This is a genomic window from Stenotrophomonas testudinis, assembly GCF_024499815.1.
Taxonomy (GTDB): domain Bacteria; phylum Pseudomonadota; class Gammaproteobacteria; order Xanthomonadales; family Xanthomonadaceae; genus Stenotrophomonas.
In genome coordinates this window covers 17,591-41,965 of record NZ_JAMOKY010000009.1, presented here as the reverse complement: position 1 = coordinate 41,965, position 24,375 = coordinate 17,591, and the positions used below count along the sequence as shown (strand labels likewise).

The 24,375-nt window shown below is 66.4% G+C and carries 19 protein-coding genes and 1 riboswitch; of the genes, 10 read left to right on the top strand and 9 right to left on the bottom strand.

The genetic code is table 11. The annotated features are described in order from the left end of the window. Positions 1-13 precede the first annotated feature (13 nt). From NQ204_RS07765 to NQ204_RS07755, 3 genes are read left to right on the top strand one after another with little or no spacing between them, the layout of a single operon-like run. Entirely contained in the window at positions 14-1,084 is a 1,071-nt protein-coding gene (locus NQ204_RS07765; RefSeq protein WP_116862621.1) for a sensor histidine kinase, read from the top strand. Next, positions 1,069-1,800 (top strand): LytR/AlgR family response regulator transcription factor, encoded by a 732-nt coding sequence (locus NQ204_RS07760; protein ID WP_116862574.1) that lies wholly within the window; start codon positions 1,069-1,071, stop codon positions 1,798-1,800. The genes NQ204_RS07765 and NQ204_RS07760 overlap by 16 nt, the downstream gene beginning before the upstream one ends. Before the next feature lie 50 nt (positions 1,801-1,850). Then, positions 1,851-2,408 carry a DUF3228 family protein gene (locus NQ204_RS07755; protein WP_256643517.1) on the top strand — a complete coding sequence of 186 codons (558 nt, stop codon included), beginning with the start codon at positions 1,851-1,853 and terminating at the stop codon, positions 2,406-2,408. Between the two features lie 37 nt (positions 2,409-2,445). Here the strand turns inward: NQ204_RS07755 and NQ204_RS07750 are convergent, their stop codons facing one another. Next, positions 2,446-2,889, bottom strand: coding sequence for a hypothetical protein (locus NQ204_RS07750; RefSeq protein ID WP_256643516.1), 444 nt, complete (start codon positions 2,887-2,889; stop codon positions 2,446-2,448). Next, a complete protein-coding gene (ybaK, locus tag NQ204_RS07745; protein WP_256643515.1) occupies positions 2,889-3,362 on the bottom strand; it encodes a Cys-tRNA(Pro) deacylase in 474 nt (157 codons plus the stop codon). The genes NQ204_RS07750 and ybaK overlap by 1 nt, the downstream gene beginning before the upstream one ends. Positions 3,363-4,206: 844 nt before the next feature. Here ybaK and NQ204_RS07740 point away from each other — a divergent pair. Next, complete coding sequence (locus tag NQ204_RS07740; RefSeq protein ID WP_256643514.1) at positions 4,207-5,289, top strand: reverse transcriptase family protein; 1,083 nt, start codon at positions 4,207-4,209, stop codon at positions 5,287-5,289. 348 nt (positions 5,290-5,637) lie between these two features. Here the strand turns inward: NQ204_RS07740 and ahcY are convergent, their stop codons facing one another. Beyond that, positions 5,638-7,083 (bottom strand): adenosylhomocysteinase, encoded by a 1,446-nt coding sequence (gene ahcY / locus NQ204_RS07735; protein ID WP_256643513.1) that lies wholly within the window; start codon positions 7,081-7,083, stop codon positions 5,638-5,640. A gap of 36 nt (positions 7,084-7,119) precedes the next feature. After that, a riboswitch (S-adenosyl-L-homocysteine riboswitch) is annotated at positions 7,120-7,203 on the bottom strand. 123 nt (positions 7,204-7,326) lie between these two features. Between ahcY and NQ204_RS07730 the strand changes: the two genes are divergently transcribed. Both NQ204_RS07730 and ppc read left to right on the top strand, forming a co-directional pair. Continuing rightward, a complete protein-coding gene (locus NQ204_RS07730) occupies positions 7,327-9,837 on the top strand; it encodes a S9 family peptidase (RefSeq protein ID WP_256643512.1) in 2,511 nt (836 codons plus the stop codon). A 239-nt stretch (positions 9,838-10,076) separates the two neighbouring features. Further along, positions 10,077-12,788, top strand: coding sequence for a phosphoenolpyruvate carboxylase (ppc, locus tag NQ204_RS07725; protein WP_256643511.1), 2,712 nt, complete (start codon positions 10,077-10,079; stop codon positions 12,786-12,788). Between the two features lie 34 nt (positions 12,789-12,822). Here ppc and NQ204_RS07720 read toward each other — a convergent pair whose 3' ends face one another. Next, on the bottom strand, positions 12,823-13,329 hold the full coding sequence (locus NQ204_RS07720) for an acyl-CoA thioesterase (RefSeq protein WP_116862566.1): 507 nt from the start codon (positions 13,327-13,329) through the stop codon (positions 12,823-12,825). A gap of 140 nt (positions 13,330-13,469) precedes the next feature. Next, positions 13,470-14,681, bottom strand: coding sequence for a methionine adenosyltransferase (gene metK / locus NQ204_RS07715; RefSeq protein WP_079220656.1), 1,212 nt, complete (start codon positions 14,679-14,681; stop codon positions 13,470-13,472). A gap of 314 nt (positions 14,682-14,995) precedes the next feature. Here metK and olsF point away from each other — a divergent pair, with 314 nt between their 5' ends. The 3 genes from olsF (at position 14,996) to NQ204_RS07700 (ending at position 18,672) form a co-directional block, all read left to right on the top strand. Further along, positions 14,996-16,705: a bifunctional ornithine lipid synthase OlsF gene (gene olsF / locus NQ204_RS07710; RefSeq protein ID WP_256643510.1), complete on the top strand. Its 1,710-nt coding sequence runs from the start codon at positions 14,996-14,998 to the stop codon at positions 16,703-16,705. Further along, positions 16,702-17,502: a UDP-2,3-diacylglucosamine diphosphatase gene (locus tag NQ204_RS07705; RefSeq protein ID WP_116865454.1), complete on the top strand. Its 801-nt coding sequence runs from the start codon at positions 16,702-16,704 to the stop codon at positions 17,500-17,502. Before olsF ends, NQ204_RS07705 begins: the two co-directional genes overlap by 4 nt. Before the next feature lie 114 nt (positions 17,503-17,616). Then, positions 17,617-18,672, top strand: a complete 1,056-nt coding sequence (locus NQ204_RS07700; protein WP_256643509.1) for a metal-dependent hydrolase — start codon at positions 17,617-17,619, stop codon at positions 18,670-18,672. Positions 18,673-18,697: 25 nt separating this feature from the next. On the opposite strand, the gene NQ204_RS07695 is transcribed toward NQ204_RS07700, so the two are convergent. The 4 genes from NQ204_RS07695 to NQ204_RS07680 all read right to left on the bottom strand — a co-directional run bounded on the left by NQ204_RS07695 (position 18,698) and on the right by NQ204_RS07680 (position 23,049). Further along, positions 18,698-19,525 (bottom strand): methyltransferase domain-containing protein, encoded by an 828-nt coding sequence (locus NQ204_RS07695; RefSeq protein ID WP_108764083.1) that lies wholly within the window; start codon positions 19,523-19,525, stop codon positions 18,698-18,700. 10 nt (positions 19,526-19,535) lie between these two features. Then, a complete protein-coding gene (dusB, locus tag NQ204_RS07690; RefSeq protein ID WP_116865113.1) occupies positions 19,536-20,531 on the bottom strand; it encodes a tRNA dihydrouridine synthase DusB in 996 nt (331 codons plus the stop codon). Positions 20,532-20,759: 228 nt separating this feature from the next. Then, the gene (locus NQ204_RS07685; protein ID WP_116865112.1) at positions 20,760-21,725 is read right to left on the bottom strand and encodes a ribokinase; all 966 of its coding nucleotides are present in this window, start codon (positions 21,723-21,725) and stop codon (positions 20,760-20,762) included. Positions 21,726-21,750: 25 nt separating this feature from the next. Beyond that, positions 21,751-23,049, bottom strand: a complete 1,299-nt coding sequence (locus NQ204_RS07680) for a NupC/NupG family nucleoside CNT transporter (protein ID WP_116865111.1) — start codon at positions 23,047-23,049, stop codon at positions 21,751-21,753. A gap of 191 nt (positions 23,050-23,240) precedes the next feature. Between NQ204_RS07680 and NQ204_RS07675 the strand changes: the two genes are divergently transcribed. Beyond that, positions 23,241-24,212 carry an aldo/keto reductase gene (locus tag NQ204_RS07675; protein ID WP_116865110.1) on the top strand — a complete coding sequence of 324 codons (972 nt, stop codon included), beginning with the start codon at positions 23,241-23,243 and terminating at the stop codon, positions 24,210-24,212. Positions 24,213-24,375: the final 163 nt, after the last annotated feature.

Sequence of the window (24,375 nt, the reverse complement as noted above, 5' to 3'; positions counted from 1 at the left end):
TCCAGCCATGGTCATGCCCGATTCGACTTCCACACTGCGCTTCTGGCTGATCAACACCCTCGGGTGGGCGCTGTTCTGCGTGCTCAGCCTGGCGATGACCAGCACCTTCGGTGGCGGCATCAGCAGTGGTGGCACGCTCATCAGCGTCGGTCTGGGCGTGTTGCTGTGGGGCATCAGTGCAGGCGTGCGTGCACTGGCCCTGCGGCACGGCTGGTGGAAGCGCGAATTCGGTGCGCTGGTGCTACGGCTTGCGCTGGCGGTGCTGCTGGGCGCGCTGCTGGCGCAGCTGCTGCTGACCGCCGTGCTGCAGCCGGCGCTGGCACTGGGCTGGGTGGATTTCGGCGGCCGGGCGGGTGACTTCCGCCCGGTGGCGCGGCTGGCCTATCTGCTCAACACCGTGCTGCTGCTGGGCCTGTGGACCGCGCTGTGGGCCGGCCTGCACAGCCTGCGGCAGGCGCGCCACGCGGAACTCGAACGCCTGCGGGCCGAGGCCCAGCGCAGTGCGCTGGAGCGCGATGCACTGCGCGCCCGCTTGAATCCGCACTTCATGTTCAATGCGCTCAACAACCTGCGCGCGCTGATCCTCGAAGATCCCGAGCGCGCACGGCAGATGGTGACCGATCTGTCGCGCACGCTGCGCCACGCGCTGGAGCACGCGCGCAACGAGGAGGCACTGCTGGCCGACGAGCTCGCCGTGGTGCGCGATTACCTGGCCGTTGAGGCCGTGCACTACGAACAGCGCCTGCAGCTGCACATCGACGTGAGTGACGAAGCGGCGCAGGCACGGTTGCCGGTGATGGCGCTGCAGCTGCTGGTGGAAAATGCGATCAAGCACGGCATCGCCGTGCGTCCTGGCGGTGGCGAGGTACGTATCAGCGCGCAGTGCCGTGATGGCCTGCTGCGGCTGCAGGTCGACAACCCGCTCGGTGTTGCCACGGCCGGCATGGATGCGGCGACTACCGGGCATGGCGTCGGCCTGGCCTACCTGCGTTCGCAGCTTGGCCAGGGCGGCCGCTTCCATCTGCAACCGCTGGACGGCCGCATGCAGGCCATCCTGGAGATTCCGCAATGCGCACGACCCTGAATGTCCTGATCGTCGATGACGCGCGGCTGGCGCGGCAGGAACTGCGCACGCTGCTGGCGGCGCTGCCGTGGGTGCAGTGCGTGGGCGAGGCCGATGATGTACCGGCGGCGCGCGAGGCGATCGCACGGTTGAAACCCGATCTGGTGCTGCTGGATGTGCAGATGCCGTCCGGCACCGGTTTCGACGTGCTCGATGGCCTGGACCCGGCGCCGGCGGTGGTGTTCGTCACCGCCTACGATACCTATGCGGTGCGTGCCTTCCAGACCAATGCGCTGGACTACCTGGTCAAGCCGGTGGAAGCGCCGCGCCTGCATGAAGCGCTGGAACGCGCGCGCCAGCAAGACAGGCCTGCGGCGCCGGCGGTGGTTGCTGGTGGCAGCCTGAACGCGCAGGACCAGGTGTTCGTGCGCGATGGCGAGCGTTGCTGGTTCGTGGCGGTGGGCGAAATCCGCAGGCTGGTGGTGGATGGCAACTACACCCGCCTGTGGTTCCGCGACCAGAACGCGCTGCTGACGCGCAGCCTGAGCGCGCTGGAAGCACGCCTGCCAGCCGAATTGTTCTTCCGCGCGAACCGCAACACGCTGGTGAACCTGCGACGCATCCGCAGCGTTACCCCCAGCATTGGCGATGGCTACGACCTGGCGCTGGATGACGGCAGCGAGGTGGACGTGTCGCGTCGACAGGCGCGTGAGCTGCGCGAGCGGATGGCGTTGTAGCCGGGCGCAGCGGTTACCCTGTGTGCCAGACATTCCAACCACGGCACGCCATGTCCATCGTCCTCACCGAATTCGCCCGTCCCCGCCTGTTCCCGCGCGTGCCGCGCGCCAACACCATCCAGGATGTCAGCGCCGAGCAGTTCCAGGCGCACCTCAATGCGCATGCACCGCTGAAGGTGCTCGACGGCTATGCGCCGTTCTGCAAGCTGTTCGTCTACGAGAACTGGACCAGCACGCGCTGCCTGACCGTGCCGGTCACCGAGGCCAACCGCCACCTGCTGCGCAGCGGCTACGAAGCGCGCAACCGCGAGGAGCTGCCGGTGCTGGTGCGCTGGTTCGAGGGCGTGGAATCGCCGCGCGCGAACTACCTTGTGGTGATCCTGTACAGCGCCGAGCAGCTGGCGAAGGAAGGCTCGCCGATCGACGCGGACTGGGGCATCGTCGGCTGCATCTACACCGCCGAGCCGGAAGAAGTGCCAATGGCGCCGATCACCATGATGCGCAATGCATTGGGTGTGGAGGAGGGTGGTTCCGGCGTGCCGCTGGACCGGGAGACCTACCAGCGCGCCGTGCAGTTCTGGGAGAACAACGCCAACTGGCGGCCGTGATCTGCTGCATGCACGTTGTGGGATTGTGCCCCCACCGTCAATCGGCTTTCCACTCCCACCACGGGTAGTGATATTCGCGGTCGGTCGCCTGCCAGTGCTGGCCGCACCGCGTACAGGCAACGCGGTGGCATTGGCCCCAACCGTCATCGGCGTCGCCTACCGTGAGCAACTGCATCTGCCCCTGTTCGATCAGCCTGCGCGGGTCGAAGAACAGATACGTCGGCGTGAGTGCGCACAGGCAGCCGGCCTGCGCCTGCCAGTAGCGCAGACGTTTCAGTGCGGCCTGCAGATGCACCTGGTTGGCCAGCAGCGCGCCACCCAGCGTGACCCCGGCGCAGGCCCGTTCGATGCGGTCGGCATGCGGCGCCAGTGCATCCAGCAGCGCGGGATCGAACGTCACCGCGACCCGGCAGGCCGAGGCATGGATACGCGTGGCATCACCACTCAGCAGGTCCCGCAGCAGGGCATCGGCTGCGGACATCAGCGGGCCTTCCCGATGGGCGCATAGTGCCCTGCGGTCAGCCGCAGCAGATCGGCCGGGGCCAGCTCTACTTCCAGGCCACGGCGGCCGGCGCTGACGTGCAGCGTCGGCAGCGCCTGTGCGCTGGCATCGAGGAAACTGCGCAGGCGCTTCTTCTGTCCGAGCGGGCTGATGCCGCCGACCAGGTAGCCGGTGGCGCGCTGCGCGGCATCGGCGGCGGCCATCTCGCACTTCTTGCAGCCCGCGGCTTCGGCCAGTGCCTTCAGGTCCAGCTGGCCGGCCACCGGCACGATCGCCACCAGCAGTTCGTGGGTTTCGGTGCTGGCCAGCAGGGTCTTGAACACCTGTGCCGGGTCCAGGCACAGCTTCTCCACGGCTTCGCCGCCGTAGGACTCGGCGTGTGCGTCGTGCACGTAGCTGCGCACGGTGTGGGCGATCTTCTCGCGCTTGAGCAGGTTGATGGCGGGGGTCATGGGCGCATCGTAGCGCGCGTGGGGCGGGTTGCCTTGACCGAGGCTACTGGGGCTGCTGCGCTCGATACCCTTTATGCGTAGGCCTAACGCGGTGCTTAACGTTCCCGCTGAGCATTTAGAATCGGGTCGGCTGAATTTTGGTGCAAGGGAGAGGACGGTCGAGCCATGCTCCTCGGCAAGCCAAGGACGGTTTTCATTTGAGAATCTACGACGAGCAGCGATGCCTTCTTGGTCTGTCAAAAATTTGACGATTTTGGCATTTCCTACCGCTGAGACTTTGTCAGTCGCGGCGGATTGACAATTGCCGATTGCTTGTAGGACTATTCATGTAAGGACTAGGTGAAGGGTGATTTGGCAAAGCAGTGAAAGGCGATCTTCGTTCCGAAGTTCGCTGCGGGGGGAAACCCCCAAAACGTTTAGAGCGCGTCCCGGCCCGTCGTCCTTTCGACGATGTCCGACGAGCGAATCTGACGACATAGACCGTCTTCCGACAAGAAGACGGGGTTGGTTGTGAGGGGATGGCTTGCGGTTTTCCCCATTAAACGTAGATCTGTGGTTGATGCCGACAGCACCTCTGCTTGAGCGAATTTCTCGCTTCGGCAAGTGCTTCAACTACGGAGAATTTTATGTTTAATACTCGTTTTACTAGTTCCAATCGCAAGCTGCTCAAGATTTTTAGGAAAATTCGCATTGCTACTGATGTTGTTTTTTGGGCTTGCAAGCTCAAAGTGATTGTATCGGTAGTCTGTGATTCCATTTCTAGCTTGAGCTAACCCTCATTGCCTCTGCTTTTAAAATGCGCCCGTTAGGGCGTTTTTTGTTTATGTTGCAGGGAGAGCAAGAGATGGTCCGAAAGAAGGAAGAAAAACGGTACTCAATTACCAGTTCGCCATTGTATGGGCTGTCCTCAAAAAAGAAATTTGCAGAGCTTCTCAAGATTGATCTCGCTGACTTGAGGTTCCTCGCAAAATTTGGTGATTCGAATTTTAAGGTGTGGTCCACTGCTCAAAAATTGGTGGATGAGGTTGCAGGACTTCCAGCTAAAAAGTCGAGAGTTGTTCAGCAGCCGAAGATTGTTCTCTCCGTCGTTCATCGCCGAATAGCTGAATATCTTTCGCGTATTGAACGCCCAGAATTTCTTCACTCGGCAACTAAGGGTCGGTCTTACCTTACCAATGCGATGGTGCATGCCTGGAACATGCCAGGGTGCAAGATTGACATTAAGGAGTTCTATCCGAGTGTCAAGCGTAATTTGGTAAAGTCTTTCTTCGAGAATCGCCTGAAATGCACTCATGACGTGGCGTCATTTGCGGCGGATCTTTGTACCTATAATGGCGCTTTGCCTACAGGTTCTGCGGTAAGCCCAATACTGTCATTTTTCGCTTGTTTGGAAATGTTTGAGCGAATTGATTTGCTTGCGAGGCAGCGTGATCTAAGGTTCTCACTTTATGTTGATGATATGTTCTTTTCTGGCGATAAAGCAGACAAGGGTATGGCAAAGAGTGTCGTAGATTTGCTTTCTCGACACGGATTTGTGGGACATAAGGTAGTTTGTTTTTCCGCTAACGAGACGAAGCTGATAACTGGTGTTGCGATTAATGGATGCGAGACATCTATTCCCAATGCCCGGCAGAATAAGATGCGTTTGTTTAGCAGGGCGCTGCGCCGCGAGCGCAACCGTGAAAGAGCGATCCTTCTCGCCCAAGCTCTTGTGGGGCAGTTTCGTGAGGCTGAACGACTTCAGCCAGGCACCAAGGCGCGTGCGCTGCCGTTTGAGCGTCGGCTAATTAAGCTGAAGGGCGCGGAAAAGAAGACTGTTTCTGTCGTCAGGCGACGTCGACGCCGATCACGACCCAAGGTGCTCACATCGACACTGTTGCGTGCAATAGCTTTGATGAGGGCAGCTCCGAAAATAGTGAATGTCTGAAGCCCGGTTTTTCGGATAGAGCCGCGCGTCGTTGAATGATAGAAAAATCCCAGCCCAGTCAAATGCAGTGCGGCAGAGGTGTTTCAAATAGGGGTGTAGCTTCCGCTCTGTACGCGGTCGACCCGAGCGCCTTAAGGCTCCAGTATCCAGAAAAAAAGAAACTTGTTCCCGACGTTACCCGATTTGCTTGCGCGACCATGGGTCCCGCGCTTCGCGGTTGCCGGGCATAGCAAGGGGATACCGGTGCGCAAACGCAGAACGGGCGCCCGAAGGCGCCCGTTCCGTTTGCATCCGTTGCCGGGGTCAGAGCCCTTTCCTGCGGAAAGGGATCCGACCCCGGGCACGGCATCAGTAGCGGTAGTGGTCCGGCTTGAACGGGCCTTCCACCGGCACGCCGATGTAGTCGGCCTGTTCCTGGGTCAGGGTGGTCAGCTTCACGCCGATCTTTTCCAGGTGCAGGCGGGCCACTTCTTCGTCCAGGTGCTTGGGCAGCAGGTAGACCTTCTTCTCGTAGCTGTCCTTGTTGGCCCACAGGTCGATCTGGGCCAGGGTCTGGTTGGCGAACGAGTTGGACATGACGAAGCTCGGGTGGCCGGTGGCGCAGCCCAGGTTCACCAGGCGGCCTTCGGCCAGCAGGAAGATCGCATTCCCGTTCGGGAAGATGTACTTGTCCACCTGCGGCTTGATGTTCACGTGCTGCACGCCCGGGAACGCCACCAGCGCATCGACCTGGATCTCGTTGTCGAAGTGGCCGATGTTGCAGACGATGGCCTGGTCCTTCATCGCGCTCAGGTGCTCGATGCGGATGATGTCCTTGTTGCCGGTGGTGGTGACGTACAGGTCGGCACGGCCCAGGGTCGATTCGATGGTGTTGACTTCATAGCCTTCCATCGCCGCCTGCAGGGCGCAGATCGGGTCGATCTCGGTGACGATGACGCGCGCACCGTAGGCACGCAGCGACGCGGCGCAGCCCTTGCCCACGTCGCCGTAACCGCAGACCACGGCGACCTTGCCGGCCAGCATCACGTCCATCGCGCGCTTGAGGCCATCGGCCAGCGACTCGCGGCAGCCGTACAGGTTGTCGAACTTGCTCTTGGTGACCGAGTCGTTGACGTTGATCGCCGGGATCAGCAGGGTGCCGGCCTGGGCCAGCTGGTACAGGCGGTGCACGCCGGTGGTGGTCTCTTCAGAGACGCCCTTCCAGTCCTTGACCACGCGGCCCCAGTAACCCGGGCGCTCGACGGCGACGCGCTTGAGCAGGTTCTTGATGACCTGTTCTTCGTGCGAGGACGAGGCGGTGTTGACCCAGTCGCTGCCGTTTTCCAGCTCGTAGCCCTTGTGGATCAGCAGGGTCACGTCACCGCCGTCGTCCACCACCAGCTCCGGGCCGGTCAGGGTGCCGTCGGGCAGGGTGAAGGTCAGCGCGTCCAGGGTGCAGTCCCAGTACTCTTCCAGGGTTTCGCCCTTCCAGGCGAACACCGGGGTGCCGGTGGCGGCGATGGCCGCAGCGGCGTGGTCCTGGGTCGAGAAGATGTTGCACGAGGCCCAGCGCACGTCGGCGCCGATGTCCTTCAGGGTCTCGATCAGCACCGCGGTCTGGATGGTCATGTGCAGCGAGCCGGTCACCCGCACGCCCTTCAGCGGCAGGCTGGTGGCGTGCTTGCGGCGGATCGACATCAGGCCCGGCATCTCGTGCTCGGCGATGTCCAGTTCCTTGCGACCCCAGTCGGCCAGGGTGATGTCGCGGATCTTGTAGTCACCTTCGGTGGAGAAGGTCTTGGCAACAGCGTTCATGCAGTAGCTCCGGTTGTGGGCGAGCGGGTACTCGCATCTAGCCGGGCGCCGTTGTTACAAAGCCACCTTACCGAGCCTGGCCGGGCCTCAGGGCATCCGGTCGCAGCGCCCCTCGGCAGGGGAGAACGCCCAGTATATCGCGGCCCCGGGCCGGAACCGGAGCGACCCAACCATCGGCAGATGGGGCGCGGGTCGGCGCCTGTTAAGGTCGAGGGTCTTCACGCATCCAAAACAGGAAGAACGATGAGCAAGCACGCGCGCCGCAGCCGGCGCTGGACCGGCCTGGTCCTGTCCATGGCCCTGCTGGCGGTGGTCCCGCAGGCGTGGTCGGCCGACAGCCCGCCGGTGGCCGCCGCCAGGGACGTGGCCGGTTATGAGCTGCCCTCGGCCGCGCTGCAGGCGGTGGTCGATGCGCCGCGTGCGCCCGGCCTGTTCCTGTCGCCGCGTCGCGACGTGGCCGCGCTGATGCAGATGCCGTCGCTGCCGTCGATCCAGGTGGTGGCGCAGCCCGAACTGAAGCTGGCCGGCATGCGCATCAACCCGCGCACGTTCTCCGACAGCCGCTTCAGCTTCGGCGAGAAGCTGTGGCTGATGAATGTGGCCGACGGCAAGGAACGGCAGATCAGCGGCCTGCCGGCGCAGCTGTCGATCGCCGGCCTGGCCTGGTCGCCCGACCAGAAGTGGCTGGCCTTCAACCAGGTCGACGCCGCCAGCGGTGCCAACGAGCTGTGGCTGGTGGATGTGGCCAACGGCAGTGCGCGCCGCCTGCAGGCCAACCTCAACACGGTGTTCGGCGACGGTTACCAGTGGCTGCCCGACAGCCGCGGCCTGATCGTGATGACCCGCTTGGCCAATGCCGGTGATCCGCCGCCTGCCGATGGCATCCCGACCGGCCCGGCCGTGCAGCAGACCGGCAAGAGCAGCGGCGTGGTTTCCATCCGCACCTACCAGGATCTGTTGAAGAACGAAGCCGACGCGCGCCTGTTCGATTACTACGCGCGTGCGCAGCCGATGCAGGTCGGCCTGGACGGCCAGGCCCGCGCCATCGGCATGGCCGGCATCTACCTGGGCCTGTCGGCCTCGCCGGACGGCAACTACCTGCTCAGCCAGACCGTGCAGCGCCCGTATTCCTACGTGGTGCCGGTGGGCAGCTTCCCGCGCCGCATCGACGTGCTCGACCGCAACGGCCAGCTGGCCCACAGCGTGGCCTCGCGCCCGCTGGTGGAGGGCCTGCCGACCGGCAACGATGCCGAGGTGACCGGTGTGCGTGACATCAGCTGGCGCGCCGATGCGCCGGCCACCCTGGTCTGGGCCGAAGCGCAGGACGGCGGTGACCCGAACCGCGACGCCAAGGTGCGCGATGCGGTGTTCATGCAGGCCGCGCCGTTCGAGAAGCCGCCGGTGACCCTGGCCCAGCTGGGCAGCCGTTTCGGTGGCATCACCTGGGGCCGTGGCGATCTGGCCCTGCTCAGCGAATCGTGGTGGAAGACGCGCAACACCAAGACCTGGCGCATCACCCCGGACGACGCGACGCAGTCGCCGCAGCTGCTGTGGGACCGCGATGCACAGGACCGCTACAACGATCCGGGCCGCGCCGGCGTGGTGCGCGACGTCAACGGCCGCAGCCGCCTGCAGACCACCGCCGATGGCCGCAGCATCTTCCTGTACGGGCAGGGCGCGTCGCCGGAAGGTGACCGTCCGTTCGTGGACCGCTTCGACATCGAAAGCCGCAAGGCCACCCGCCTGTTCCATTCGCAGGCACCGGTCTATTCGGCACCGGTCGCGCTGCTGGACCAGGAAGGCGAGTCGCTGCTGCTGACCCGCGAAAGCCCGGACGAGCCGACCAACTTCTACGTGCAGTCGCTGGCCCAGGCCGATGCCGCCCCGCGCGCGCTGACCCACTTCGCCCACCCGCTGCCGCAGCTGAAGGGCGTGCAGAAGGAACAGATCCGCTACAAGCGTGCCGACGGCGTTGATCTGACCGCGACGCTGCTGCTGCCGCCGGGGTACGACCCCAAGCGTGATGGCCCGCGGCCGCTGCTGATGTGGGCCTACCCGGGTGAGTTCAAGAGTGCCGCGGCCGCCAGCCAGGTGACCGATTCGCCGTACCGCTTCAACGCGATCAGCTACTGGGGTCCCCAGGCGTTCCTGGCCAAGGGCTACGTGGTGCTGGCCAGCCCGACCATGCCGATCATCGGCGAGGGCGACAAGGAACCCAACGACACCTATATCGAACAGCTGGTGGCCAATGCACAGGCAGCGGTGGATGAAGTGGTGCGTCGTGGCGTCACCGACCGCGAGCACATCGCCATCGGCGGCCATTCCTACGGTGCGTTCATGACCGCCAACCTGCTGGCGCACACCCGCCTGTTCAAGGCCGGCATCGCCCGCAGCGGCGCCTACAACCGCACGCTCACCCCGTTCGGTTTCCAGGCCGAGGAGCGCAACTACTGGCAGGCGCAGGACGTCTACCAGAAGATGGCGCCGTTCAATTACGCCGACAAGATCAAGGATCCGATCCTCTTCATCCACGGCGTGGACGACAACAACTCCGGCACGTTCCCGATCCAGAGCGAGCGCATGTTCGCCGCGGTGAAGGGCCTCGGCGGTACCGCGCGGCTGGTGATGCTGCCGAACGAATCGCACGCCTACCGCGCACGCGAATCGATCATGACCATGCTGGCCGAGAGCGAGCGCTGGCTGGAACAGACCATCGGCCCGGTGCAGCAGGGCAAGGCGAAGAAGAAGCGCTGATCGCGCACGTGATGATGGCGGCCCCTGCAACGGGGGCCGCCTGTGCGGCTTCGCCGCCGCCCGAGCACGGGCTCGGGCGCTACACGGTGTCACGCACCGTGACGTCGGTAGAGCCGAGCCGACGCTCGGCTGCTTCAACTGCGGATGCGTGCAGATGAAACCATTCCTGCAACGCAGCAACGGCTTCGAATTGGGATAGGCTTGGCGACGGATCATGCCCCGAGGTTCGTGCGTCGCCGATGAACGAGTACCGCAGCAGCATCGAATTCGCTTCCCCCGATCTTCCGCTTCGCGATGATGTGCGCCGACTGGGCGCACTGGTCGGCGACCTGCTGGTCGAACAGGTTTCCGCCGCGTTCCTCGACGACGTCGAGGACGTGCGCACCCGCGCGATCGCGCGCCGCGAGAACCAGGCACCGCTGTCAGAGCTGGCCGATGGCCTGGCCGGTCGCACGCCGGAGCAGGCCGAAACCATGGTGCGTGCGTTCAGCACGTACTTCCAGGTGGTCAACATCGCCGAACGCGTGCATCGCATCCGCCGCCGCCGCGATTACCAGCGTGCCGGCACCGCAGGCGCACAGCCCGATGGCCTGCAGGATGCGCTGCAGCACCTGAAGGCGCAGGGCGTAGGCCTGGACGAGCTGGCGCAGTGGCTGCCGCGCATCGACATCGAACCGGTGTTCACCGCGCACCCGACCGAGGCGGTGCGCCGCGCGCTGCTGGAAAAAGAACAGTTGATGGTGGCCAGCCTGGTGGACAACCTGGATGGCCAGCGCACGCCGGGCGAGGCTGCTGCCGATGCCGCGCGCTTCCGCATGGCGCTCACCGCGTCGTGGCAGACCACCGATTCCTCGCCGGTGCGGCCCACCGTAGATGACGAACGCGAGCACGTCGGCTTCTATCTGGTGCAGGTGCTGTACCGGGTGATTCCGGTGCTGTACGAGTCGCTGCAGCAGGCGCTGCGCGATACCTACGGCGAGGAGCTGCCGCTGCCGCGCCTGCTGCGCTTCGGCACGTGGGTGGGCGGAGACATGGACGGCAATCCGAACGTGGATGCCGGCACCATCCGCAACACGCTCGATGCACAGCGGCAGGCGGTGCTCGGGCGCTACCAGAAGGAACTGCTGCAGCTGGCCAGCCTGCTCAGCCAGTCCACCGAACGGGTGGGGGTGAGCGAAACCCTGCAGGCACGCGTGGCGCACTACCAGCAGCTGCTGCCGCAGGTGCAGTCGCGCCCGCGCCACGCCGACATGCCGTACCGCCTGCTCAACGACCGCATGCGTGCGCGCCTGCAGGCCACGCTGGATGATGGCCACGGTGCCTATGCCGGCCCGGATGAACTGATCGACGATCTGCAGCTGATCCTCGACAGCCTGCGTGCCCATCGTGGCGAGCACGCCGGTGGCTTCGCCGTGCAGCGCCTGCTGTGGCGGGTGAAGACCTTCGGCTTCCATCTGGCGCGGCTGGACGTGCGCCAGGAATCGAGCGTGCATGCACGCGCACTCGCTGCGGTGCTGGGCGGCGAAGACGCCTGGCAGGCGTTGGATGCGCTGGGCCGTGCGCGCCTGCTTGGCCCGCATGCCAGCGGCGAAACACCGCTGCCCAAGGGCGATGACGAGGCCAACCAGCGTCTGGATGCGGTGTTCGCGGCGTTGGCCGATGCACGTGCACGCCATGGCGGCGATGCACTGGGCAGCTACATCATTTCGATGGCGCACGATCGCGGCGACGTGCTGGCCGTGCTGGCACTGGCGCGACGCGGTGGCCTGGTCGATGCCGATGGCGGCGTGCCGCTCGATATCGCGCCGCTGTTTGAAACCGTGGACGACCTCAAGCGCGGCACCGCCACCCTGCGTGATCTGCTGGAGGATCCGGTGTACCGCGCGCACCTGCGTGCACGCGATGACGTGCAGATGGTGATGCTCGGCTACTCGGACAGCAGCAAGGACGGCGGCATCGCAGCGTCGCGCTGGGGCCTGCAGCGTGCGCAGGTGGAACTGCTGGATGTCGCGGCCGAGACCGGCATCCGCCTGACCTTCTTCCATGGCCGTGGCGGTTCGATCAGCCGTGGCGGTGGCAAGACCACCCACGCCGTGGATGCATCGCCGCGCGGCAGCATCGATGGCCGCCTGCGGGTGACCGAGCAGGGCGAGGTGATCCACCGCAAGTACGGCATCCGCGCGCTGGCCCTGCGTTCGCTGGAACAGGCCACCGGGGCGGTGCTGCGCGCCAGCCTGCGACCGCGTGCGCCGGAGCCGCGCGAAGACGGGTGGCGGCCGGTGATGGACACCGTCTCCGCGGCCAGCAGCGAGGTGTATCGCGCCTTCGTCGGCCAGTCCGGCTTCATGGACTACTTCCGCACGGCCACGCCGATCGACGTGATCGAGCGGATGACCCTGGGCTCGCGGCCGTCGCGCCGCCTTGGCCAGGATGCGGCATTGGGCAACCTGCGGGCGATTCCGTGGGTGTTCGCCTGGAGCCAGGCGCGTGCGGTCATTCCCGGCTGGTACGGCGTGGGCAGCGGCCTGCAGGCGGCGGTGGACGCCGGCCATGAACAGACGCTGCGCGAGATGGCGCGTGACTGGCCGTTCTTCCGCACCTTCCTCGACGACATCGCGATGGTGCTGTCGAAGGGCGACATCACCATCGCCGAACAGTTCTCGCAGCTCTCTGGTGATCTGCACGTTCGCTTCTTCCCGCAGGTCGAGAAGGAGCTTGAGCTGACCCGGCATTGGCTGCTGGCGCTGATGGGCCAGCAGACCCTGCTGGATCATGATGCGCGGCTGGCGCTGTCGATCCGCCTGCGCAATCCCTACGTGGACCCGATCAGCGTGCTGCAGGTGGATCTGCTGCAGCGCTGGCGGGCCAGCGGGCGCGAGGATGATGACCTGCTGCGCGCGCTGGTGGCCTGCGTGAACGGTGTTTCGCAGGGCGTACAGAACACCGGTTGACCCGTGTCCGCCGGGCCATGCCTGGCGAGCGCGGTCAATCTTCCGGCGACGGCGGGTTCGACGCCAGCAGCTCCAGGTGCCGCTGTTCCATTTCCTGGCGCAGCTGGCGGCGGATCTGCGCAGCGGCCTGGCGGCGCTTCTCGTCCGAGCTGGCCGGCTGCAGCGGCGGCACCGCCGTCGGCCGGCCGTCCTCGTCCACCGCGACCATGGTGAAGAAGCAACTGTTGGCGTGGCGCACGCTGCGCTTGAGGATGTCCTCGGCCACGACCTTGATGCCGATCTCCATCGATGAGGTGCCGGTGTAGTTCACCGAGGCCAGGAAGGTGACCAGCTCACCCACCGCGATGGGCTGGCGGAACATCACCTGGTCCACCGACAGGGTGACCACGTAGCTGCCGGCGTAGCGGCTGGCGCAGGCGTAGGCCACCTGGTCGAGCAGGCGCAGGACGGCGCCGCCGTGGACCTTGCCGGAGAAATTGGCCATGTCCGGCGACATCAGCACGGTCATGGACAGCTGATGGGTTTTCAGTTCGGTCGACATGCGGCGATTGTATCGGCGTGGCGTAGCTCTTGTAGAGCCGAGCCCATGCTCGGCTGCTCTTGGCGCAGGCAAAAGAAAGCCGAGCGTCGGCTCGGCTCTACAGAAAGCAGAAGGGCCGCTTGCGCGGCCCTTCGCGTGTCTTACTTCAGCTTCGCATCGGCGCGCAGGGCGGCGGCGCGGTCGGTCTTCTCCCAGGAGAAGGCCGTGGCGTTGACGGTCTCGCCTTCGCCGTTGAGGTAGCTGAATTCCTTCGGCTTGCGGCCGAAGTGGCCGTAGGCAGCGGTCTGCTGGTACATCGGGTGCACCAGGTCCAGCATCTTGATGATGCCGTACGGGCGCAGGTCGAAGTGCTTGCGGATCAGCTTCTCGATCTTGTCGTCGCTGATCTTGCCGGTGCCGAAGGTGGTGACCGAGATCGAGGTCGGCTCAGCCACGCCGATGGCGTAGGAGACCTGCACTTCGCAACGGTCGGCCAGGCCGGCGGCAACCACGTTCTTGGCGACGTAGCGGGCAGCATAGGCCGCCGAACGGTCGACCTTGGACGGGTCCTTGCCGGAGAAGGCGCCACCACCGTGACGCGCCCAGCCACCGTAGGTGTCGACGATGATCTTGCGGCCGGTCAGGCCGCAGTCACCCACCGGGCCGCCGATCTCGAACTTGCCGGTCGGGTTGATGTGGAACTTGGTGCCCTTGTGCAGCCACTTGGCCGGCAGCACCGGCTTGATGATCTCTTCGCGGACGGCCTCGATGAGGTCCTTCTGCTTGATGCCCGGGGCGTGCTGGGTGGACAGGACCACGGCGTCGATGGCCGAGACCACGCCGTTTTCATAGCGCAGGGTGACCTGGCTCTTGGCGTCCGGGCGCAGCCAGGACAGCGGCGAGTTGCGCTTCTTGCGGATCTTGGCCTGCTGTTCCACCAGGCGGTGCGACAGGTGGATCGCGGCCGGCATGAAGCTGTCGGTCTCGTTGGTGGCGTAGCCGAACATCAGGCCCTGGTCGCCAGCGCCCATTTCTTCCGGCTTCTTGCGGTCCACGCCCTGGGCGATGTGCGGCGACTGCTTGCCGATCAGGTTCAGCACGCCGCAGGTGGCGCCGTCGAAGCCGACGTCGGAGCTGTCGTAGCCGATGTCCGTGATGACCTTGCGGGTCAGGGCTTCCAGGTCGATCCAGGCGCTGGTGGTGATTTCACCGGCGACGATGGCAACACCGGTCTTGACCATGGTCTCGCAGGCCACGCGGGCGCGCTGGTCCTGGGTCAGGATCGCGTCCAGCACCGCATCGGAGATCTGGTCGGCAACCTTGTCCGGATGGCCTTCGGAGACCGACTCGGAGGTGAAGAGATAGCTGGACATCAGGCGGTATATCCCTTGATTCGGATGGAAAGATGGGCGCGCATCATACACGGGGTGCGCCGCCTGTGCATTGTGAACCCGTATGGGTTGCCGGTGGTTAAGGTGTTGTGCCCACCACGACAAGGCTTGGCGGAGCCCCGGGGCCCATCGTGCGCAGACAGTGTTCCACTGGCGTGACCATTGGCGGGCGGCCTTCACGGCCCGGGCCCACTGGCCGGGGCCGTCATCGTTCTGCCGCCAAACCGCCATCTGGCTGCCGCGTGGCGGGCGCAGGCTCTCGGCCAATCCGGCCGCCGGGCATCAGTGAGCACGCCATGCAGGAACTCGAGCAGCGCTTGCAGCAACATTTCCCCGATTGGTTCCGCGGCCGCCGCGGGTATCTGGCGCGGCCCCTGCTGCGCAGCGTGGGCCGCTGGTCGCGGCTGGACCGGGTGGAGTCCTTCCTGCAGCGCAGCGCGGATCTGCGCGGCTTCGACTTCGTCGCCGCCGGCCTGGAGTTCCTCGAAAGCGGCTACCAGGTCGATCTGCTGGACCTGTCCCGGATCCCGGCCAGCGGCCGCCTGTTGATCGTGGCCAACCATCCTTCCGGTGCGCTGGACGCGCTGACCCTGCTGGACGCGGTCGGCCGGGTCCGGCGCGACGTGCGCATCGTCGCCAACGATCTGCTGGGCGCCATCGGCCCGCTGCAGGACCTGCTGCTGCCGGTGCGCATCCTCGGCGGCAAGGTCCAGCGTGGCAGCCTGCACGCGGTGGAAGAGGCGCTGGACGCCGAGCAGTGCGTCATCGTGTTCCCGGCCGGCGAAGTATCGCGGCTGTCGCTGCAGGGCATCCGCGATGGGCGCTGGCAGCGTGGCTTCGTTCGTTTCGCCCGCGCCGCCGGGGCGCCGGTGCTGCCGGTGCGGGTGGAAGCGCGCAATTCGGCGCTGTTCTACGGTGCCTCGACCCTGTTCAAGCCGGCCGGCACCGCCCTGCTGGCCCGCGAGATGTTCGCCCGCCGTGGCCGCCCGCTGCGCCTGCGCATCGGCCAGCCGATGCAGCTGGGCCAGGGCGACCCCGGCGCGCAGCTGCTGGCCGTGCGCCGCGCGCTGTATGCGCTGGGCCCCGCGGACAGTGCCACCGGCAGCCTGCTGGCCGGCCCCGAGCCGCTGGCCGCCCCGGTGCCGCCGGCGCAGGTGGCCGCCGACATTGCCCGGGCCACGGTGCTGGGCCAGACCGGCGACGGCAAGCAGATCCTGCTGGCCACCTGCACGGCCGACTCTGCGCTGCTGCGCGAGCTGGGCCGGCTGCGTGAACTGACCTTCCGCCAGGTGGGCGAGGGCACCGGCCGCAGCCGCGACCTGGACGACTACGACCTGCAGTACCAGCACATCGTCATCTGGGACGGCAGCGCACAGCGCATCGCCGGTGCCTACCGCATCATGCGCGGCGCACAGGCGCTGGCCCGCCGCGGCCTGGCCGGGCTCTACAGCGCCTCGCTGTTCCGCTATTCCGACGATGCCATCACCCGCATCGCCGAAGGCCTGGAACTGGGCCGCAGCTTCGTGGTGCCCGATTACTGGGGCAGCCGCAGCCTGGATTACCTGTGGCAGGGCATCGGCGCCTACCTGCAGTGCCAGCCGGGCATCCGCTACCTGTTCGGCGCGGTGTCGATCAGCGCCGCGCTGCCACGCGAGGCACGCGAGCAGCTGGTGGCCTACTACCAGCGGTATTACGGCGGCCGCAGCGGCCTGGTCGAATCCAACCAGCCGTTCCAGTATTTCGCCGCACCGCCCAGCTTTGGCGAACTCGACACGGGCGCCGCCTTCGACGTGCTGAAGGCCAACCTGGCCGCACTGGGCACGGGTGTGCCGACGCTGTACCGCCAGTACACCGATCTGTGCGAACCCGGCGGCGCGCGCTTCCTGGCGTTCGGCGTCGATCCGGATTTCAGCGATTCGATCGACGGCCTGATCGAAGTGGACCTGCAGGCGATCCGGCCAAACAAACGCAAACGCTACCTGCGCGACGCGGGGATGCCGGCATGAGCGCGCTGGCGAACCTGTCGCCGCACCGGCGTTCAGTGTTCGTCTCCGATGTGCACCTCGGGTCGCGCCACTGCCACGCCGCCGAACTGGCCGCCTTCCTCGGCCAGCTGCGCTGCGAGCGGCTGTACCTGGTCGGCGACATCATCGACCTGTGGTGGATGGCGCACCGCCGTGCCAACTGGCGCGCTTCGCACAGCGAGGTGATCCAGGCACTGCATGCGTTGCGCCGCGCTGGCACCGAGATCATCTACATCCCCGGCAACCACGATGCCTCGCTGCGCCATGTGTGCGGGCTGATGCTGCCGGCGATGCAGGTGCGCCGCCGCGCCATCCATGTGACCGCCGACGGCCGCCGCCTGCTGGTGGCGCACGGTGATGACTACGACGGCGTGACCCAGTTCGGTGGCCTGCAGGAGCGCTTCGGCGACTGGCTGTACTACCGCATCCTCACCGGCAACCAGGCGTTGAACGCGGTGCGGCGCCGGCTGGGCATGCGCTACTGGTCGCTGTCCGAATTCCTGAAGAAGCGCAGCGGCGCCGCCGAGCGCTACATCGAGCGCTTCGTCCAGGCCGGCCTGGATGATGTGCGCCGGCGCGGGCTGGACGGCATCATCTGCGGCCACATCCACCGTGCGGCGCTGGTCGAGCGCGATGGGCTGGTCTATGCGAACGACGGCGACTGGGTGGAAAGCCTGACCGCGCTGGCCGAGGATCATGATGGCGCGCTGCGCCTGCTGGACCACCATGGGCAGACCCTGGTGGAACTGCCCGGCGTGCGGATGTCGCAGGCGGCGTAGCGCCTGCCTTCTGTAGAGCCGAGCCCATGCTCGGCTGTCGTGGCGCCAAACGAATAGCCGCCGAGCATCGGCTCGGCTCTACATACACCACGCGCAAGCGGCTAGCATCAGCGAATGGACTCGTTGACCCAGATCGTTCTCGGTGGTGCCGTCGCTGCCGCCATCGCTCCGCCCGGCCACCGCCGTGCGGCCCTGCTGGCCGGTGCCGCACTCGGCACGCTCCCCGACCTCGATGCCCTGTGGCTCGGCTTCGCCGCGGCCGACCCGGTGGCCAACATGGTCGACCACCGCAGCTTCAGCCATTCGCTGCTGGTGCTGCCGTGGGTGGCGGCGCTGATCTGGTGGCTGTTCAAGCGCTTCGGCAAAGGCCGCGTGGCGCAGTCACCGGCGCGCTGGTTCTGGGCGATCCAGCTGGCCCTGGTCACCCATCCGCTGCTGGATGCGTTCACCGTCTACGGCACCCAGCTGTGGTGGCCGCTGCGGCCGCATCCGACCATGGGTTCCAGCGTCTTCATCATCGATCCGGCCTACACCGTGTGGCTGCTGCTGGGCTGCGTCGTGGCCTGGTTCGCGCGCGCACGGCCCTGGGCGGGCAAGGTGCTGGGCGTCTCGCTGCTGGCCAGCACGGCCTACCTGGGCTGGGGCCTGGTGGCCAAGGCCCAGGTCGACCGCGCCGCACAGCAGAGCCTGGCCGCGATGGGCCTGGGCGATGCGCCGCGGTTCTCGGTGCCGATGCCCTTCAACACCTTGTTGTGGCGGGTGGTGGCGATGACGCCCAGCGGCTACGTGGTGGGCGACCGTTCGCTGGTGGCCGACCACGGGCCGATGCGGTTTGAAGGCTACCCGTCCAACGTGCAGGCGCTGCGCGAAGCGTCCGCGATTCCGGCCGTGCAGCGGCTGCAGTGGTTCAACCGCGGCTTCATGCGCGCGCAGGTGGTGGACAACCAGCTGGTGCTGAGCGACCTGCGCATGGGCCTGGAGCCGGACTACACCTTCAACTTCGCGGTGGCCGAGCAGGTGGACGGGCAGTGGCGGGCGATCGTGCCGCAGCAGCAGCGCATGGATTACAGCAGCCCGGCCGCACGCGCCGATGCCGGGCACCGGCTGGCGGTGATGTGGCAGCGGATCTGGCAGGCGCCGCCGGCGGCGACCCTGCACATCGACCCGTGAACCCGCGCATCGCGCGGGCGGTACATCAGTACACCGTCGCGCGGCCCTGCACGAACGAATAGAAGAACACCGCGTTCGGGTCGTTCTGCACCAGACGGAATTCGCGGCGCATGCCCTCCACGGTTTCCTCGTCGACGGCGCCGGCCTGCAGCAGCTGGTCGGCGGCCGACAGCAGCAGCTGTTCCCAGAACGCGATCATCGTCTTGCGGCGTGCCGGTTCGCGGTTGTCCAGGTGGATGGTCTTGATCTCGGTGTGCACGTCGCGGAAGCCACCGGCCAGCAGCAGGTTGCCGAGCTTGGCGCCGACGAACGGGTCGCCGCCGTGGTCGTGCTGGAAATCGTTGAAGGCCATCCAGTAGCGCCAGATGTGCGGCGAATACGGATCCAGCAGGAACGAGGCATTCATCACCTCGGTGATGTAGACCGGCGAGCCCGGGGCCAGCACGCGGCGCACTTCGCTCAGCACGCGGGCAGGGGAGGGCACGTGTTCCAGCACCCAGCACAGGAAGGCCGAATCGAAGCTGCGCGCCTCGAACGGCAGTTCGCCGGCATCGGCCTGCTGCAGGGTGTAGCGGTCGCTGCACCACGGCGTGCGCGCCAGGTTCTCACGCGCGGTGGCCAGCTGCGCCTCGCTCAGGTCCACGCCGGTGACGTGCAGCTCGGGGAAACGGCGCAGCAGGATTTCAGTCTGCGCACCGACGCCGCTGCCGACTTCCAGCAGATGGCGCGCACCGGTGTAGTCGATCTGGCTGAAGATGCTCGATTCCAGCAGGCGCGCCTGGGTCATCAGGCGCTGCTGTTCGGTGCCGGAAAAACCGTGCAGGTAGGTCGGGGAAGAGATCGGCGGCGTCATGGTCGTGGCATCAGGCAGCGGAGGGCATCGCCGGTTCCCCGGCAATCAGGCGGTCGAAATACTCGGTGGTCAGCGCGATCTGGCTGGCCGGGTCCTCGGCGCGGTTGACCACCGCGCGGAAGGCGGCGTTCTCCGGCCGGTCCTTGGCGTACCAGCCCAGGTGCTTGCGGGCGATGCGCACGCCCTGCGGCTCACCGTAGAACGCGTGCAGCGCATGCAGGTGGCCCAGCAGGATGTCGCGCACTTCCTCCAGCGAGGGCGGCGGCAGTTCCTGGCCGGTGGCCAGGTAGTGCGCCACTTCGCGGAAGATCCATGGCCGGCCCTGCGCGGAACGGCCGATCATCACCGCGTCCACGCCGGTCTGCTGCAGCACATGGGCGGCCTTCTGCGGCGAATCGATATCGCCGTTGGCGATGACCGGGATGCGCAGCGCGGACTTGATCTCACCGATGGTGCCGTACTCGGCCTGGCCGGTGTAATGCTGGTCGCGGGTGCGGCCGTGCACGGCCAGCGCGGCGATGCCGCTGTCCTCGGCGATGCGCGCGATCACGGGCCCGTTGCGATGGTCGCAGTCCCAGCCGGTGCGGATCTTCAGGGTGACCGGCACGTCCACCGCGTTGACCACGGCTTCGAGGATGCGCGCCACCAGCAGTTCATCGCGCATCAGCGCCGAGCCGGCCCAGGCGTTGCACACCTTCTTGGCCGGGCAACCCATGTTGATGTCGATGATCTGAGCGCCGTGGTCGACGTTGTAGCGCGCCGCCTCGGCCAGCTGCTGCGGCTCGGTGCCGGCAATCTGCACGCTGATCGGCGCCGGCTCGCCCTCGTGGTCCATGCGGTGGATCGACTTGCGCGTGGTCCAGAAGCGCGGGTCGCTGATGGTCATTTCCGAGGCGGCCAGACCCGCGCCCAGCCGTTTGCACAGCAGGCGGAAGGGCTTGTCGGTGACGCCGGCCATGGGGGCCAGCACGACGTTGGGGGCAATGGTGTACGGGCCGATCTGCATGTGCACATTGTAGGCCGCAGGGCCCGCCGCCGCGCCGCCAAGGGCGGCCCTGTTCAGGCCAATCCGGACCGACCTCATGCCACACCGGCATCAGCAGATGCTTGATGGTCGCTTCCGCCGCCCCCATGGGCCGGTCATGGTGGGCGGCTGGGCACAAAAAAGCCCGGGCATCTGCATGCCCGGGCTTCTCATCCACGCATGGCGTGGATCTACTTCAGCAGCGAAGCGTTATTTGACTTCAGCGTCGGCCGGGGTGAAGCGCGGCATCGCCGCAGCGGCGCCTTCCTTCTCGGTGGATCGGCCGGCGAACTGGTTGGCGAAGCGCACGTGGCGGGCAAACGGCGCGTCCGGCACCTGGGCGATCGAGGCCGCCAGCGCACCGTTGAAGGCATCGCCGGCACCGGTGGTGTCGATGGCCTGCACCTGTTCGGCGCCCACGCGGTAGTACGGCTGGGTGTCGCCACGCAGATTCTCGTCGGCGTGCGAAACGAACACGCCCACCGCACCCAGGGTGACCACCACGGTGCCGTTGCCAACCAGCTTGCGGCACAGCGCGTGCAGGCTGGCGCCATCCAGCGCAGCCACGTCGTCGGCATCCACACGCTCACCCACATGGCGGCCGAGCAGCGAAGCGAACTCGGTCTCGTTCGGGGTCAGCACGTCGGCCAGCTTCAGCAGGCCGATGCTGGACGGGGCGTCGGCCGGTGCGGCGTTCAGCACGGTGGTGACACCGGCTTCGCGCGCCGCAGCCAGCGCGGCTTCGATGGTCTGCACCGGCGATTCCAGCTGCACCAGCACCACCTTGGCACCGGCCAGCAGCGCCTGCTGCTGTTCCAGGAACGCGGTGCTCAGCGCGGCATTGGCGCCGGGGCCGATGACAATGGTATTGCGGCCACGGGCATCGACGTAGATGCCGGCGGTGCCGGTCGGCTCGCTGCTGGCCTCGGCGATCAGCGCGAAGCCATCCTGCGCGGCCAGGTCACGCGCCGTGGCGCCACCGACATCATCGCCGAGCGCGCACACGAACGTGGTGTCGGCGCCGGCCCGGCAGGCAGCCACGGCCTGGTTGAAGCCCTTGCCACCCGGGCCGGTGCTGTAGCGGCCGGCAATGGTCGCGCCCGGCGCCGGCAGCGCTTCGCACCGCCACACGTGATCGACATTGAAGGAACCGACGACAACGACACTGCTGCTCATAGGGGATTTCTTCTCAAACAAGGGTTCAACTGAAGTGCGTCAGCACGCCGGCGATGGTCGCGGTCATGAAGGTGGCGATGGTACCGCCCAGCACCGCGCGTAGGCCGAACTTGGCCAGGTCGTGGCGACGTTCCGGGGCCAGGCCGCCGATGCCGCCGATCTGGATGGCGATCGAGCTGAAGTTGGCGAAGCCGCACAGGGCGTAGGTCGCGATCAGGCGGCCTTCGTCGGACAGCGACACGCCGGCGATCTGGCCGTTCACGATCTGCGACAGCTCGGTGTAGGCCACGAACTCGTTGATGACGACCTTCTGGCCGATCAGCGAGCCGACGGTGGTGGCATCGGCCCACGGGGTGCCGATGACCCAGGCGATCGGGGCCAGCACGTAACCAAAGATGGTCGACAGGTTGGTCGGCTTGCCGATGGCGGCGGCCAGGCCGGTGACATCACCGATCCAGGTCAGCGGGGCGTTCAGCAGGGCGATCAGGGCGATGAAGGCCAGCAGCATCGCACCGATGTTCAGCGCCAGCTTCAGGCCGTCGCCGGCGCCGGCCGCAGCCGCGTCAATGATGTTGCTGGAGGTCTTCTCGACTTCCATCTTCACCGTGCCGCGGGTCAGCGGGGTGCCGGTTTCCGGGATCAGCAGCTTGGCCACGACCAGGGTGGCGGGGGCCGCCATGATGCTGGCCGCCAGCAGATGCTTGGCGTAGAAGGCCTGCTGCGCCGGGTCACCGCCGCCAAGCATGCCCACGTAGGCCGCCAGCACGCCGCCGGCGATGTGCGCCATGCCGCCGATCATCATGGTCAGCAGCTCGGACTGGGTCATCTTGGCGATGTACGGGCGAACGGTCAGCGGCGCCTCGGTCTGGCCGATGAAGACGCTGGCGCAGACGCTGGTGGTTTCCGCACCGGACACGCGCATGACCTTGGTGATCGACCACGCCATCACGCGGACGATGCCCTGCATGATGTTCAGGTGGTACATCACGCCCATCAGCGCCGAGAAGAAGATGATGGTCGGCAGCACCTGGAAGGCGAAGATGAAGCCGTAGTTCTGGGTGTCCATCAACGAGCCGAAGATGAAGCCCGAGCCCTCGTTGACGAAGCTGAGGATCTTGACGAAGCCCTTGCCCAGGGCATCGAACACGTCACGCCCGCCCGGTACCAGGATCACCAGCGCCGCGAAGGCGATCTGCAGGGTGATGCCGGTGATGACCAGCTTCCAGTCCACCGCGCGCTTGTTGTTGGAAAACAGCCAGGTGATGCCGATCAGCACCGCCAACCCGAAAAGGCCGAAGCCGATCCTGCCCAAACCTTCGACCATGAGAGCTCCCCCCGGGGGCGCGCGAAAAACGGGAAGCCTAGTGCAGGGCCGGGGCTGGGGCAAGGAAAAGCGGCGTGCGCGGGCCCATCGGCACCGATCAGGCCAGCAACGGCAAGGGCTTGCCGCCGACGGGGGCGGGTAGAATGGGGCTCGATCCCGGCCCGTATGCGGGCCTGCAACAGGAGAATCGCATGCTCTACCGTCGCCTTGGCTCCACCGGCCTGCCGGTGTCCGCCCTGTCCTTCGGCGCCTGGGTGACCTTTGGTGACCAGGTGCCGCGTGACGAGGCCCGCAACCTGGTAGCCGCCGCCTGGGATCACGGCATCAACTTCTTCGACAACGCCGAGGGCTACGCCAACGGCCGCGCCGAGCAGGTGATGGGCGACGTGATTGCCGACCTGCGCCTGCCGCGCGATGGCTACTGCGTGTCCAGCAAGGTGTTCTTCGGCAGCGCCAAGGACCCGCGCCCGACCCAGCGTGGCCTGTCGCGCAAGCATGTGACCGACGCCTGCCATGCCGCCCTCAAGCGCCTGCGGGTGGATTACCTCGACCTTTATTACTGCCACCGCCCGGATCCGGACGCGCCGATCGCCGAGACCGTGCATGCCATGGACACGCTGGTCCGGCAGGGCAAGGTGCTGTACTGGGGCACCTCGGAGTGGTCGGCCACGCAGATCGAGGAGGCGGTGGACATCGCCGCCCGCCACAACTGGCAGGCGCCGTCGATGGAACAACCGCAGTACAACCTGCTGCACCGCGAGCGGGTGGAAGTGGAGTACGCCCCGCTGTATGCCAGCGCCGGGCTGGGCACCACCATCTTCTCGCCGCTGGCCTCGGGCCTGCTCAGCGGCAAGTACGACCAGGGCATTCCCACCGATGCCCGGCTGGGCCGCGAGGGCATGGGCTGGCTGCAGGACCTGGTGCTGGGCCCGAACGCTGCTGTGCGCCTGGCCCAGGTGCGCCGCTTCAGCGAGGTTGCCGCCGAGCTCGGCCATGCCCCGGCCAGCCTGGCCATCGCCTGGTGCCTGCGCAACCCGAATGTCTCCAGCGTGATCCTCGGCGCCAGCCGGGTCAGCCAGCTGCTGCAGAACCTGCAGGCGCTGGACGTGCTGCAGCAGGTGGACGATGCCGGCTGGGCGCAGGTGGAAGCGGCCTTCGCCTGAGGGCCTGGCGGTGCGGATCGGCTTCCGATCCGCACCTTCCATTGATGTGATCTATCGAAATTGAGAAATCGATCATAAATCTCATCAATGGAATTGAGAATGGTTGTTGATTGTTAACTGAGAATCATTATCATCTAACGTGTCCCTCGCACGAGTCCAGATG

Bases quoted from the DNA above. Each gene is read 5' to 3' on its own strand.
- NQ204_RS07765 (WP_116862621.1), top strand. From the start codon at position 14: ATGCCCGATTCGACTTCCACACTGCGCTTCTGGCTGATCAACACCCTC.
- NQ204_RS07680 (WP_116865111.1), bottom strand. From the start codon at position 23,049: ATGGTCGAAGGTTTGGGCAGGATCGGCTTCGGCCTTTTCGGGTTGGCG.
- ybaK (WP_256643515.1), bottom strand. From the start codon at position 3,362: ATGACCCCCGCCATCAACCTGCTCAAGCGCGAGAAGATCGCCCACACC.
- NQ204_RS07755 (WP_256643517.1), top strand. From the start codon at position 1,851: ATGTCCATCGTCCTCACCGAATTCGCCCGTCCCCGCCTGTTCCCGCGC.
- NQ204_RS07750 (WP_256643516.1), bottom strand. From the start codon at position 2,889: ATGTCCGCAGCCGATGCCCTGCTGCGGGACCTGCTGAGTGGTGATGCC.
- NQ204_RS07705 (WP_116865454.1), top strand. From the start codon at position 16,702: ATGAGCGCGCTGGCGAACCTGTCGCCGCACCGGCGTTCAGTGTTCGTC.
- NQ204_RS07730 (WP_256643512.1), top strand. From the start codon at position 7,327: ATGAGCAAGCACGCGCGCCGCAGCCGGCGCTGGACCGGCCTGGTCCTG.
- ppc (WP_256643511.1), top strand. From the start codon at position 10,077: ATGAACGAGTACCGCAGCAGCATCGAATTCGCTTCCCCCGATCTTCCG.
- olsF (WP_256643510.1), top strand. From the start codon at position 14,996: ATGCAGGAACTCGAGCAGCGCTTGCAGCAACATTTCCCCGATTGGTTC.
- NQ204_RS07720 (WP_116862566.1), bottom strand. From the start codon at position 13,329: ATGTCGACCGAACTGAAAACCCATCAGCTGTCCATGACCGTGCTGATG.
- NQ204_RS07685 (WP_116865112.1), bottom strand. From the start codon at position 21,725: ATGAGCAGCAGTGTCGTTGTCGTCGGTTCCTTCAATGTCGATCACGTG.
- NQ204_RS07740 (WP_256643514.1), top strand. From the start codon at position 4,207: ATGGTCCGAAAGAAGGAAGAAAAACGGTACTCAATTACCAGTTCGCCA.
- dusB (WP_116865113.1), bottom strand. From the start codon at position 20,531: ATGCAGATCGGCCCGTACACCATTGCCCCCAACGTCGTGCTGGCCCCC.
- NQ204_RS07700 (WP_256643509.1), top strand. From the start codon at position 17,617: ATGGACTCGTTGACCCAGATCGTTCTCGGTGGTGCCGTCGCTGCCGCC.
- ahcY (WP_256643513.1), bottom strand. From the start codon at position 7,083: ATGAACGCTGTTGCCAAGACCTTCTCCACCGAAGGTGACTACAAGATC.
- NQ204_RS07675 (WP_116865110.1), top strand. From the start codon at position 23,241: ATGCTCTACCGTCGCCTTGGCTCCACCGGCCTGCCGGTGTCCGCCCTG.
- metK (WP_079220656.1), bottom strand. From the start codon at position 14,681: ATGTCCAGCTATCTCTTCACCTCCGAGTCGGTCTCCGAAGGCCATCCG.
- NQ204_RS07695 (WP_108764083.1), bottom strand. From the start codon at position 19,525: ATGACGCCGCCGATCTCTTCCCCGACCTACCTGCACGGTTTTTCCGGC.
- NQ204_RS07760 (WP_116862574.1), top strand. From the start codon at position 1,069: ATGCGCACGACCCTGAATGTCCTGATCGTCGATGACGCGCGGCTGGCG.